The organism is Povalibacter sp. (assembly GCF_036520495.1).
Classification (GTDB): Bacteria; Pseudomonadota; Gammaproteobacteria; order Steroidobacterales; family Steroidobacteraceae; genus Steroidobacter.
In genome coordinates this window covers 63,645-76,654 of the sequence record NZ_DATDJO010000064.1, presented here as the reverse complement: position 1 = coordinate 76,654, position 13,010 = coordinate 63,645, and the positions used below count along the sequence as shown (strand labels likewise).

Genomic DNA, 13,010 nt, shown 5'->3' with positions numbered 1-13,010 from the left:
CCGGCTCGCCGCCAGCAGCGCGCGGCGATTACGGCGATCGACGGGGCGCATCTACGGCTGCAGTTGTCCGCGGATCTCTCCGCCCTTGTGTGTCGCGCTATGCACGTTCACGTACAGCTCGCCGGCCTTGAAGCTTGCATATTGCTCATCGGTGAGCCTGGCGTCAGCCGGCACAGACCATTCGTTGTCCCCGGACTTGACCAGCACAATGACGGGTGGACCGTTCTTGCCGGGCGCCGCCAGGTGAATATGCGCGGCGATTCCATCGACGCCGGAGGTCGTGATTCGACCCGTGACGGATTTGTCGGCCGCAACCTTCAGAGTGCCTTCGCCCTTTGCGGTGGTGGTGACGGCAGGCACTTCCAGATCGCCGGTCAGGACGAGTTTGACGTCCTGGGCGAGTGCTGCGGGTGTGGTAAACGCGGCCACGGCCAGCAGCGCCGCACCGATGAATCCGGAAGTTCGACGGTTCTTCAGCATGTGATATCCCCCGATATCTGTGTCACCGCATGCGCTTATGCGCATTTGATCGCGCTGACGGTTTGTCGTTCAGTACAGAGCGTACTCCCGCCCGAAGACAGGAACTTCGCTGAAACGCCGCCGCCGCCCGCAGGTTTCGCATGATGTATGCGTGCAGGGCCGGCCGGGCGGAATTGAACATGCAACAACATCGGCATCGCTCAGAACTTGATCGGCAACGACGTCGTCGACTTCACTTCCCAGGCGGCGACGAACGAGTTGACTTCGCGGATGTTGGGCACACTCGACAGCTTGCCGAAATAGAATTTCTCGTAGGCTTCCATGTCCTTGACCACCACGCGCAGCAGGAAGTCATAGGCGCCGAGAATGACGTGGCACTCCAGCACTTCGGCAAAACTGCGTATGTGGTTGGTGAATTCGGCGAGGCTCGCCTGGTCGTTGCGGAGCACCTTCACCTGCACGAACAGTTGCGTGGGCAGATTCAGCTTGCGCCGGTCCAGCATCGCCACGATGCGGGTGATGTAACCCTCTTCCTTCAGGCGTTGAATACGCCGGTAACAGGGCGATTGCGACAGTCCCACCGATTCCGCGATTTCTGCGGCGGAGTGCGACGCATCTTCCTGCAGCGCACACAGTATTTTCAGATCGATCTTGTCCAGCGCTTCCATCGTTCCCCCAATTGCAGTGTCGTCTGTGTTACGTAAGCAATATGCTGGCCATCGCTGGCATGGCGGATGGCAACGCTCTTCATGACCGGCGTGCCCTTTCGAATCAGGTTCATATCGGATTGGGTCTGTGACCCTCGCATTGCTGCCTTGGAACGAAATTGCATCGTAGTCGACCTAGGTAGCGTAGTGATGCACGTTCTTTGCATACAACGCAAGGTCTTTGCAAACGTTAGGGTTTTCCCCGCCGCGGGGCGAGTGAAGACAATGAACGTGGGCGGCGGGGTTCGCCTGAGGACGTGCGCTCGAATCAGAAATCGAGCGGCCACGCCGTGGCCGTTTTGATCTCCGAGGCTGCAACGAACGAGGTCACTTCGAGCACGTGCGGCACGCGCGAGAGCTTTTCGAAGTAGAACTTCTCGTAGGCGTCCATATCCGGAGTCACCACGCGCAACAGGAAATCGAACACGCCCAGGACGACGTGACATTCCATGACCTCGGGAAAGGCGCGAATGGCCTTGGAAAACTCGGCGAGGCTGACCTGGTCGTTCTTCAGCACCTTCACCTGCACGAACATCTGCGCACGCAGTCCGAGCTTGTGGCGATCGAGCAGCGCCACGATCCCCGTGATGTAGCCCTCGTCCTTGAGGCGCTGGATGCGCCGCCAGCAAGGCGATTGCGACAGTCCCACCAGCTCGGCGATTTCTGCCGCCGACAGCGAGGCATCCTGCTGCATCACGGCGAGAATCTTGTAGTCGATCTTGTCGAGGCCTTCCGCTGTCATGGATGCATCTCGCAGGCGGCTCAGATGTGAATGGCGTGTCCCAGACCGGCCAGCGAGGCCTCGAAGAAGGCTTCCGACAGGGTCGGGTGCGCATGGATCACGCCCGCGATGTCCTCGAGCGTCGCGCCCATCTCCAGCGCCAGGGCGAATTCGCCGGACAGCTCGGATACGTGGCTGCCCACTGCCTGGATGCCCAGCAGGCACCCGTCGTGCTTGCGGGCAACCACCCGCACGAAGCCGCCGTTGTCGCCGGCTTCCATCGAGAGCGCGCGACCGTTGGCGAAGAATGGAAACTGCGTCGTGATCGCATCCTCTCCGGAAGCAGCAGCCTCCTCGGGCGACAACCCAACGGTGACGATCTCCGGTTCGGTAAAACACACGGCCGGAATGGCCAGCGGATCGAAGCGACGACGTTTGCCGCTGATGATTTCCGCGACCATCTCGCCCTGCGCTGCCGCCTTGTGCTCCAGCATCGGTTCGCCGACGAGATCACCGATCGCCCAGACATTGCGCATCGACGTACGGCACTGATCGTCGACGCGGACGAAGCGCCCGTCCATGTCGACGCCCATCTGGTCGAGCCCCCAACCCTGAGTCCGTGGCCGACGACCTACTGTCACCAGCACCTGGTCGGCCTCGATCGCGAGGGTCGCGCCTTGCGCTTCGGCGAGGAGCTGGCCGCTGTCATAACCGGTGACACTGGCACCGAGATGCAGCTTCACACCTGCGCGGTCGAGCCAGCGCGCGACGGGCTTCACGAGCGCTGCGTCGTACTGCGGCAGAATCCGGTCGCGAGCTTCGACGACAGTGACGTCGACCCCCAGCTTGCGAAACGCCGACCCCAGTTCGAGGCCGATATAGCCCGCACCCACCACGGCCAGTCGTTGCGGCAACGCTTGCAGGGACAGTGCCTCCGTCGAGGAGATCACCGCGCCGCCAAACGGCAGACCGGGCAATTCGACCGGCTCTGAGCCGTTGGCAAGCACGACGTGTTCGGCGGTGATGGCGACATCGCCCTCCGCCGTTCTTACGTTGCAGGATTTGGCATCGGTGAACTGAGCCCAGCCGTGGATCACCTGCACCTTGGCGCGTCGTAACAGACCGGCAACTCCATCGCTGAGACGATCGACGATGCCGCCCTTCCAGCGCACCGTTTCGGCGAGATCGATCTGCGGTGTGCCGCTGACGCGAATCCCGAGCGTTCCCGCATCGCTCGCTGCGCTCTGCACGCTTTCGAATTTCGCGGCGGCATGGATCATCGCCTTCGACGGAATGCAGCCACGAATCAGGCAGGTACCGCCAAGGCGGTCGCCTTCGACCAGCGTCACTTCGATACCCAGCTGACTGGCTCTGATGGCTGTCACATAGCCGCCAGGGCCGCCCCCGACTACCAGTAATCGCGTCTTGATCATCTTGGTCATGCGCGCCTCAGCGGATGAAAAGAGTGGCTGGCTGTTGCAGCACCGTGCGCAGCCGCTGAATGAAGGCGGCCGCATCCGCACCGTCGACGACACGATGATCGAACGACGAGGACAGGTTCATCATGCGGCGAACCACGATGCGGTCGTCGTCGAGCACCACCGGGCGCTTGATGATCTTGTTCGGGCAGATGATGGCGACTTCGGGACGGTTGATCACCGGCGTCGCACTCACGCCGCCGAGCGTGCCGAGACTGGTCAGCGTGATCGTCGAGCCGCTCAACTCCTCTCGCGTCGCCTTACCGTCGCGAGCTGCGGCGGCCAATCGAGCGATCTCCAGCGCGCAATCCCACAGATCGCGTGCTTCGGCATGCCTGACAACGGAAACCAGCAGTCCCTTGGGCGTCTGGACCGCCATGCCGCAGTGGACGGCGCCACTGCGATGCACGACCCCTGCTTCGTCGTCGTACGTGGCATTGATCTGCGGAAATTCCGGCAGCACCTTGACGAGCGCACGGATGAAGAACGGCAACAGTGTGAGCTTCGGCTGATCCTTGGTGCGCGTCTCGTTGAGATGTGCACGCAGGCTCTCCACTTCCGTCATGTCGACTTCTTCGACATAGGTGAAGTGCGGGATGTGACGCTTCGCCGCCTGCATGCGCTCGGCGATCTGGCGGCGTAATCCAATGACCGGTACGTCTTCGCCGTGCAGGCGTTTTGCGTAGAGCGGATCGACAGCGATTGTCGCACCGGCGTCATTGCTGGCGAGATAGTCATCGAGATCGGTTTGCACGATGCGACCGACCGGACCCGTGCCGCGCACGTATTGCAGCTTGATGCCAAGTTCTTCAGCACGCCGGCGCACCGCCGGTGATGCCGGAGGACGAATGAACACACCGTCGATCACGCTTGGGCGCCCGGCCTGCGCGGACGAACCATTCATCGGACGACTGGCGGCAGCGCCGGACACTGGCGACGACGCTGCACGTGGCTCGGCTGGCACGGGAGCAGCAACAGCAGCGGCGACCGTAGCAACCGGGGGCTTTGGCGCACTCGCCGCTGGCGCCGGTGACGCTGCAGCTGCCGACGACTCGCCGGCAGTTTCCAATACGACCAGGACCGATCCCACGGCCGCCATCGTTCCGGCCTTGCCGGCAATGCTCTGCACGATGCCAGCCACGGGCGCGGTCAGCTCGACAGTGGCCTTGTCGGTCATGACGTCGAGCAGCGGTTGATCCTCTTCGACGCGATCGCCGACTGCCACCCGCCATTCACAGATTTCCGCCTCGGCCGTGCCTTCGCCGACATCGGGAAGCTTGAAGCTGTACTGACCCATCGCTCAACGCTCCATCGTCTGACGCAGAGCCGCCGCGATGCGCGCGGGGCTTGGAAAGTAATGCCACTCGAAGGCGTGCGGATAGGGCAAGTCCCAGCCGGTCACGCGTTCGACGGGGGATTCGAGCTGGTAGAAACACTCGCGCTGCACGATGGCGGCGAGCTCAGCACCGAAGCCCGATGTACGCGTCGCCTCGTGGACGACCACACAGCGTCCGGTCTTGTTGACCGACTTCGTGATGGTCTCGACATCCAGCGGGATCAGACTGCGCAAGTCGATCACTTCCGCATCGATGTTCGCTTCGGCGACCGCCGCGAGCGCCACGTGAACCATCGTTCCGTAGGCGAGCACGGTCACGGCGCTGCCTTCGCGTGCGATCGCCGCCTGCCCCAGCGGCACGCGATAGTGCTCCGCAGGGACATTGCTGGCGGCGTGCGCCGCCCATGTCTTCACCGGACCGCCGTGATTGCCGTCGAAGGGGCCGGTGTACAGCCGCTTCGGCTCGAGGAAGATCACGGGATCGTCGTCTTCGATGGAACTGATCAACAGCCCCTTCGCGTCGTACGGCGTCGACGGAATGACGACCTTCAGCCCCACGACGTGGGTGAACAACGCTTCCGGACTCTGACTGTGCGTCTGGCCACCGAAAATTCCGCCGCCGTACGGTGTACGGACAGTGATCGGTGCGTTGAAATCGCCGGCAGAGCGATAGCGGATGCGCGCAGCCTCAGAAGCCAGCTGGTCGAACGCCGGGTAGATATAGTCGGCGAACTGGATCTCCACCACCGGACGCATGCCGTACGCGCCCATGCCGATGGCGGCGCCCACGATGCCGGCCTCCGTGATCGGCGTGTCGAAGCAGCGTGTGTTGCCGAACGTTTTCTGCAAGCCTTCGGTGGCACGGAAAACACCGCCGAAGTACCCCACGTCCTCACCGAAGACCACGACGCTCGGGTCGCGTGTCATCGTCGTGACCATCGCCGAATTGATGGCCTGGATCATATTCATCGTCGGCATGTCAGAACCCCGCCTCCTGGCGTTGCTGCATCAGGCGCGGATCCGCATCCTTGAACACCCCTTCGAACATCGTCTTCGGGCTATGCGTGGTGTTGGCACCATGAACGCCATGGGATTCGGCTTCACGCTGCACGGCGCGAACCTCCTGCATGACTTCCTCACGCAGCGCGGCATGCCGCTCCTCACTCCACTCCGCCCGCTTGATCAGGTGCTGCTTGAGCCGCTCGATCGGATCGCCCAGCGGCCACTTCGTGCCCTCGTCGGCCGGTCGATAGCGACTCGGATCATCGCTGGTCGAATGTCCCTCAGCGCGATACGTGAACAATTCGATCAACGTTGCGCCGTGATTGGCACGCGCACGCTGCGCCGCCCACTCAGTCGCTGCGTAGACGGCGAGAAAGTCATTGCCATCGACACGCAATGCCGGCAGGCCGTAGCCAATGGCGCGCGCGGCAAACGGCGCTTCATCGCCGCCGGCAATACCCTGGTAACTCGAAATCGCCCACTGGTTATTGACGACGTTGAGGATCACCGGCGAGCGATAGACCGATGCGAACGTCAGCGCGTGATGGAAGTCACCTTCGGCGGTCGTGCCATCGCCGACCCAGGCGGCCGCGATGCGTCGGTCGCCGCTCAATGCCGAGGCCATGGCCCAGCCAACGGCCTGGATCGACTGCGTACCGAGGTTGCCGGACACCGTGAAGAAGCCGAACTCCTTGGACGAATACATGACCGGCAGTTGCCTGCCCAACAGCGGATCGAGCGTGTTCGAGTAGATCTGCCCCATCATCTTGAGGAGCGGATAGCCGCGGGCGATCAGCAGTCCCTGCTGGCGGTAACTCGCAAAACACATGTCCGTGTTCTGGAGAGCAGCGACCTGGGCCGCGCTGACCGCCTCTTCACCGGTGCACTTCACATAGAAGGAAGTCTTGCCCTGCCGTTGTGCACGGTACATACGCTCATCGAACGCACGCGTGAGGAGCATTGCGCGCAGACCGGAACGCAGCGTGTCGGCAGTAATCTGCGGAACCCACGGACCTACGGCCGTGCCTTCGTCATCGAGCACGCGGATGAGTTCGTACGCGAGCTCATGCATGCTGCTGGCAGGCGCGTCGCTCGATGGGCGACGGACGGCACCGGCCTTCGATAAACGCAGATGACTGAAGTCGACTGGCTCGCCGGGCCGAGCTGCCGGTTCGGGAATACGCAGCATCAGCGGCGCTCCCAGTGAATCGAGCGCTGCCGATGTCGGGCAATCTGCTCGATCACGACGCTTGTGGTTCAGCATCGATCCCCCTCACAGCATGTATTTGTTCTGTTGAGGAGTCTATCCACGCCATCGCGGTCTTTCTTCGCCAAATGCACGTGATACAAGCGCATCTGTGCATGATCTTCTCAAGCTGGCGCCACAAAGAAAAAATCCCTTCCCCGCAGTGCGGGAAAGGGATTCTGGTAGAGGCCGCTGAGTGAAGTCGCTTACGCTATTTCTTCACGACCAGCTGCTTCTCTTCTTCAGGATGCACGACGTACGTCTGCACGAACTTCACTGTGATCGCAGAGGAAATTGCCGTGTTCTTCCCTGTCTTCGGATCCGGATAACCATCCGCGAGACGGCTCATCGCCTTGTACAGCGAAGGCGAGGACAACTGGCCATAGCTGTGATGATGCGTCGACCAGGTGGTATTCAGCTGATGACGGAATGCATTCACATCCACATAGCCTGCCATCAAGCCCGTCGCGGTTTTCGTATCGAGATTCAGCTGCAGCTGGAAGCCCCGGATCACGTGGTGACCCGTCGCACCGAAGGTTGACGCCCATGGCAGCATGACGCGATCGGCAGGCTGCGTCTTCAGGACACCGTCGACGATCTTGCCTTTCATCGAATAGATGTAGTCCTTGCCGAATCGCATGTCGATGCGCTGCGTGCCACCCGGAATGAATCCTTCACCCGTCGCATCCTGCAGCAGACCATCGCTGCCGCGATACGTGGTGACAGTGACGTCGTCGTCGTTCTTCAGATTGTCGACATCGCTCAGCTCGAGCACGATGCGCATGTCATCGTAGCTGCGCATGAACAGATTCTCGAAGTGATGGATCGTACCGTCTACGCGGTAATGACCGATGCAGCCGATCGCACGGAAAAGCTGATTGTCGACGCCCGGCTCACCCTCTGGGCTCGAGAAATCCTCTGGCCCGATCTTGCCGTCGAGATTCAGTCCGTACGTGACCTTGCCTCCGGCTTCCAGGAACTTCAGGGATTCCGGCTGCGTCGTCGGATGCCACTGCTCACCTTCGCGCGCCAGCTGCGCCTCGACGATCGAGCGCTTCTTGCCCTCCGGGAACAGCTTCTTGAACTGCTCACGCGGACCATCGTTGAAGCCTTGCGGACACTCGGAATTGTCTGCGTTCTGGTAGACGCCCCAGTTCTTGGTGGTCAGCACATAACCGATGCGGCCATTCTTCAGCGCGCTATCACCTTCGCGGAGCCCCTCCGCTGAGGCAGTGCCCAGCACTGCGGCGACGCCCGTCGCCAGCGCCGTCACTGCGAAACCCATCTTCCTGCCCATATTGTGGCTGACTGCAGTGTTCATTCGTGCTCTCCCGAGAAATTAGCGCTCGCGCGAAGTGCGGCCAAGGGAATTGTTGCGGAAATCATCGCGCAGCCAGTACGCGCGGAAGCCATTTCGCGCGCCATTGAACTCGCCGTAGCTGTCGCCTTCCGTATCACCGGGACGCTGGTCATCCCCGTACGTGTAGACCGGGCGCTCGCGATAGGCCCAGACCGTCATCGCACCTGGCTGACCAGCCTGTGCCTTGCGACCCGTTTCCGGATCGATCGTCATGACAGTCCACAAGCTGCTGTCAGCTCGTGCATCTGGCGCTGCCGGCAAGTACGGGAATGTCTTCTGACAGACTTTCGGGTCGAAGTTGCCGCAGATCGCCATCCGATACACCTGGGGAGCATCAGGGTGATCGCACGTCTGCTGATCCATCGCGTCGTCGTTGCACTGGTAGATGTAGATCGTCTTGCCATTGGCATCGGCCAGCACCTGGCCGAGACGCGCATCATGAACCGTGAACTCCGCCGGCGGCGGCAGGGCCCGCTGTGTGAACGCATTGTGCCAACCCGGAAAGTCGCTACCGACCATGCTGCGTGAGCGCTTGTCCGCGACATTGGTATAGAGCGCCTTGCCACGGAACGCCCACTGCTTGATGCCAGGGGAGCGCTCGATGATGCCCCAGTCACCGCGAGACCTGGCGGTCATCGGCGCGAGCACGGGAGCCCACTCCTGCAGACACGGTCCCGTGCAATTGGATTTGCCCGGCTCATCGGCATCCGAGACGTACACCGATGCACCACGGTGCGTCGTGATCATGCGTCCGGTGCGAAATGGCACGATCGCGAGTTCGGGAGGAATGTCGGCCGTGGGGTTGACCGGATTACGCACGATACCCTGCGCTCCACCCGAGATTGCGTTGGTGCCGCCCAGCACGTCGCCCGGCTTGCGATCGAGATCGGACGTGTACACGGGATAGCCGTTATACGCCCACTGATTCGCACCATTCTTGCGCTTGACCAGCGTCCACTTGCCCACCGGCTTCGCATCAGCTGCTGCCAGCACCGGCGGCCACAACTGCTCGCACGGTCTGCGCTTGTCGAGATCCGGCAGCAGGAACCCGCCCGGATACGGGCTCATGTAGCCCGTCGTCTCGGTGTAGATCGTGTCCGTGCAATTCGACACACCACCGTTGCGGCGATCGCCCGTATTGCCGTTACGCAAGCCACCCAGCGGCCAGTTGTAGATCGTCTTGCCCTTCTCGTCTGCGAACACCGGACCTTCCAGTTCCGTCTGTATCACCTGAATGCCCGGCGGCATTGGCTCCTTGACGTAGCTTTCTTTGTCCGTTGCGTCCTTCGACTGCCAATAGTCGCCGCTGGCTGCCATGGCGACGCTGGCCGAGCCGATGAGCAGCGCCGCGCCCGTGAGGGCGCGCAGCATGAGCCGTAGTGAAACCATCTTCTCGTATCCCCCGGAAGTCACTTCAGACCAGAATTTCGCTGACTTCCTGCGAAGTGTTGTTGCTGTTGACGCCCCACGACGACTTGTCGACGCCCATCAGCTTGAGAGCGGTGTAGCCCACGCGAGTGGCCGCCGTGCCCTTGCCGTCGATGTGCAGACCGGTCTTCACCTTGCCGCCCGCGCGACCCGCCGTGAACACAGGAATGTGGTCGAGACTGTGCGTGCGCGCGTAGCCGTGATCGGTCGTGCCGTAGATGAACACGTTGTCGAGCAGCGTGCCGTCGCCTTCCTTCACCTTGGTGAAGGCATCGACGAACGTAGCCCAGCCTTCCATCGCGCGACGCGTGAACCACGAAGCCGTTGGCTGGTAGCCCAGCGCCATGTCGACCGGTTCTTCGTGCGTCGTCGTGTGGTGGGGCTTCTCGTAGCCCGGCTTGATCGTCGAGGAGTTGGCGTTGGTGTACGCCATGTTGAAGACGCGCGTCTGGTCGCAGGCCAGGGCCATGACCAGCAGCTCCGTCATGATCTTGTGACGCTGCGAGATCATCTCCTGCTCCTGCCCCATTGACGGATCGACGTCGATGCCCTTGGGAATGACGCAGGACGCAATCGGCTGAGGCTTCTCGAGCCGCTGCTGGAACTGCTGTTCCAGATGCCGCAGGCCAGTGAAGTACTGATCCAGACGCGCACGATCTTCCGCGCTGACCTGCTTCATCAGGCCCTTCGTCTCATCCATCACACCCGACAGCACGCTCTTGCGAACCATGATGCGCGGGTCGGGCGTGAACGTCGCAGCGTTCGGGTTGGGGAACTCCGGTCCGAACAGACGGGTATAGAACTGCAGCGGCGACCACTCAGGGGCGTTGGGCGTGTTGCTGTTCTCGTAGCTGTAGGTGTTGCGGACGTCGGCCGTGGCAGTCGCGGTCAGCGACTTGAAGCGAGTGGTGCTGCCGATCTGGTTGGCGATAGTGACGTCGATCGTCTCGCCCGGGATGTCACGTTGATCCTTGGGCGCCGAACCCGTGCGTGCAATCACCCAACCAGTGTAGTGACAGAGGTTCTGATAATTGTCGCGGAACGCCTGCGTGTTGCTGATCAGGTTGATGTGCTGGCGGATCGGCGCGAGCGCGGAGATCTCCTCCGGCAGATCGAAGTTCGCGCCATAGGTCTTCGGCACGAAGATCTTCGAGGTCATTCCCAGACCCCAGCCCCACGTGCCGAAGCGCACCGGCATCGGTGCACCGGACGCAAGCGCGGTGCCATTGGTGTTGAGGAAACAGTTCAGCAGCGGCAGCGCCACGTTGACGGCAACGCCTCCGACCATACCTCGCAACACGCTGCGTCGATTGAGTTTGCTCATGTGAGTATCTCCGGTAGTTATTCGTCGTAGGGTTACAGTCCCGCTATCGGGGCGTCTGCGTGCGTTGCACGCGTGATCACCTCTTGCGGTACTGGCGGAGTTTCCAGAGGCTTGAAGACCGGCACATGGCGTGCGCCCTCATCTTCGACGTCGCGGATGCGCTTGAACGCATCGGAAAGTGCAATCGTCTTCAGCAGATCAGGCAGGCGGTAACCGTCGTCCGCGAACTCAGCAGTGAAGTACTTGATGAGCGGGCGATCGGTCGTCCCGGCGGCGGTTCCGGAACCGTAGCTGTAAAGGCGCGACACCAGGCAGCTCGGCAGACTGGCGTTATCGCGCAGCGCATGCGCCAAGCCGACGACGTCGTCGAACTCGACACCGTCCAGATCGCCGGAGGTATCGATCCTGGTGCCCTCTTCCTCCGTGCGGAAGCGTCCGGCGCCATCGAAGCTCTCGAGTGCCAGGCCCATCGGATCAGTGATCTTGTGGCAACCCGCGCACACCGGATCTTCCAGGTGCACGGCCACGCGCTCGCGCTGCGTCTTGTAGTGCGCGTCCGGATTGGTGAGCTTGCCGAAGTCCACGTTCGGCGGCGGCGGCGGCACGTCCTGGCAGAGGAGGCGCTCGCGAAGCGCGCGACCACGCAACGTCGGCGAGCTGCGGCCCGGGTGTGCACGCAGTGCGACGAAACTGATCTGCGTCAGCAATCCCTGCCGCGGGCTGTCCTCCGGAAATTCGTAGGGTGTCCAGCCCTGCGACGCCGGGATCTGGTACAGCGGCGCCAGCGCCGGCGACATGAACGTCGAACGCGTCGTGTAGAGATCGCGATAGTCCGCCTTCTTGTGCAGCAGATGATCGACGAGAGTAAGCATCGTCTGCTCGCGGGCATCGCTGACGGTCGCCCCCGTGAAGAACGGATACACCGTGGGGTCCTTCGACAGGACATCGAAGTCGTCGAAGCCGAGCATGTCGTCGAAGAATGCCCGCGTGCCGTCCTCCAGGCGCGGGCTGGCCAGCATCGTGTCCACGGCCTTGCGCAGACCCTTGCTCGTCTGCAGGTCGCCGCTCTCCGCTGCCTTGAGCAGCAAGTCATCGGGACCGGAGTTCCACAGGAAGAAGCTCAGACGCGACGCCATGGAGTACGCGTCGAGCCGTTTGCCGCCCTTGTTGTCCGGATCAGCCTCGGTGTCCTCGACGATGAACAACACGTCGGGGCTGAGCAGCATCGACTCCAGCACCAGCTCGATACCGGCGTAGAAATCCTTCAGCTTCTCGGCTGCCTCGCCGGCATGGCTCACGTACTGGTTCAGCTGCTCCTCGCTCAGGGTGCGACGATGCAGCAGACGGCCGGTCGGCTCGAAGAACTGCCGGGCGCAGTCTGCATCCGCCTTGTCGATTGCCGCTGGAATACAGGGAATGAGGTACTCACGACGACTCGGGTCGACCACCTGGGACGCCACACTGCTGGCCGCCCGCTGGAAGGTCTCGATCTTGCCCGTCGTGACGCCTGCCAGAGCGGCGCCATTCGAGAGCAGCCCCTCGGTGCGACGCAGTGGCGCGAACTTCAACTCCAGGCTGACGCTGGAACCGAAGACGTTGGCAATGGTGTTCAGATACTGCTGCGTGGTGATGATGCGCACATGCGCCGGCGTGCCGCGATTCTGCGGTTCCTGCTTGCCTGCACACCCCAAGAGCAGCAGACCGGTCAGGACAGCGGCGCCACAACGCCAGCCCGCACGCGAAAGCGGCGGACGTCCTCGGGTCGATGCGTGAATGACTGAGTTCAACTCGAATCCCCCTCAACCGACTAAACTTTTCCCGACACAGGTTACTTTTGGAAACCCTTTCCCGCAGTGACCAATGTACGACGGTAATTCTGTAATAACTTTGTGATTTTAGGGCACAAAGTGGAACGTTCTTACTAAACA

General features: G+C 62.0%; 11 protein-coding genes. All 11 read right to left on the bottom strand.

What is annotated here, in order from left to right:
• Positions 1 to 51: 51 nt before the first annotated feature.
• The 11 genes from VIZ63_RS22010 to VIZ63_RS21960 all read right to left on the bottom strand — a co-directional run bounded on the left by VIZ63_RS22010 (position 52) and on the right by VIZ63_RS21960 (position 12,869).
• Positions 52 to 480 (bottom strand): CHRD domain-containing protein, encoded by a 429-nt coding sequence (locus VIZ63_RS22010; protein ID WP_331611963.1) that lies wholly within the window; start codon positions 478 to 480, stop codon positions 52 to 54.
• A 200-nt stretch (positions 481 to 680) separates the two neighbouring features.
• Entirely contained in the window at positions 681 to 1,148 is a 468-nt protein-coding gene (locus VIZ63_RS22005) for an Lrp/AsnC family transcriptional regulator (protein WP_331611962.1), read from the bottom strand.
• A gap of 307 nt (positions 1,149 to 1,455) precedes the next feature.
• Complete coding sequence (locus VIZ63_RS22000) at positions 1,456 to 1,929, bottom strand: Lrp/AsnC family transcriptional regulator (RefSeq protein WP_331611961.1); 474 nt, start codon at positions 1,927 to 1,929, stop codon at positions 1,456 to 1,458.
• Positions 1,930 to 1,949: 20 nt separating this feature from the next.
• Positions 1,950 to 3,350: a dihydrolipoyl dehydrogenase gene (gene lpdA / locus VIZ63_RS21995; RefSeq protein WP_331611960.1), complete on the bottom strand. Its 1,401-nt coding sequence runs from the start codon at positions 3,348 to 3,350 to the stop codon at positions 1,950 to 1,952.
• Between the two features lie 7 nt (positions 3,351 to 3,357).
• On the bottom strand, positions 3,358 to 4,683 hold the full coding sequence (locus VIZ63_RS21990) for a dihydrolipoamide acetyltransferase family protein (protein WP_331611959.1): 1,326 nt from the start codon (positions 4,681 to 4,683) through the stop codon (positions 3,358 to 3,360).
• Positions 4,684 to 4,686: 3 nt separating this feature from the next.
• On the bottom strand, positions 4,687 to 5,700 hold the full coding sequence (locus tag VIZ63_RS21985) for an alpha-ketoacid dehydrogenase subunit beta (protein ID WP_331611958.1): 1,014 nt from the start codon (positions 5,698 to 5,700) through the stop codon (positions 4,687 to 4,689).
• 1 nt (position 5,701) lies between these two features.
• Complete coding sequence (locus VIZ63_RS21980; RefSeq protein ID WP_349261251.1) at positions 5,702 to 6,913, bottom strand: thiamine pyrophosphate-dependent enzyme; 1,212 nt, start codon at positions 6,911 to 6,913, stop codon at positions 5,702 to 5,704.
• A gap of 268 nt (positions 6,914 to 7,181) precedes the next feature.
• Positions 7,182 to 8,291: a hypothetical protein gene (locus tag VIZ63_RS21975; RefSeq protein ID WP_331611956.1), complete on the bottom strand. Its 1,110-nt coding sequence runs from the start codon at positions 8,289 to 8,291 to the stop codon at positions 7,182 to 7,184.
• 18 nt (positions 8,292 to 8,309) lie between these two features.
• A complete protein-coding gene (locus VIZ63_RS21970; RefSeq protein WP_331611954.1) occupies positions 8,310 to 9,719 on the bottom strand; it encodes a hypothetical protein in 1,410 nt (469 codons plus the stop codon).
• Between the two features lie 25 nt (positions 9,720 to 9,744).
• Positions 9,745 to 11,082 carry a DUF1552 domain-containing protein gene (locus VIZ63_RS21965; RefSeq protein WP_331611953.1) on the bottom strand — a complete coding sequence of 446 codons (1,338 nt, stop codon included), beginning with the start codon at positions 11,080 to 11,082 and terminating at the stop codon, positions 9,745 to 9,747.
• Positions 11,083 to 11,114: 32 nt separating this feature from the next.
• Positions 11,115 to 12,869 (bottom strand): DUF1592 domain-containing protein, encoded by a 1,755-nt coding sequence (locus VIZ63_RS21960; RefSeq protein ID WP_331611952.1) that lies wholly within the window; start codon positions 12,867 to 12,869, stop codon positions 11,115 to 11,117.
• Between the last annotated feature and the right edge of the window lie 141 nt (positions 12,870 to 13,010).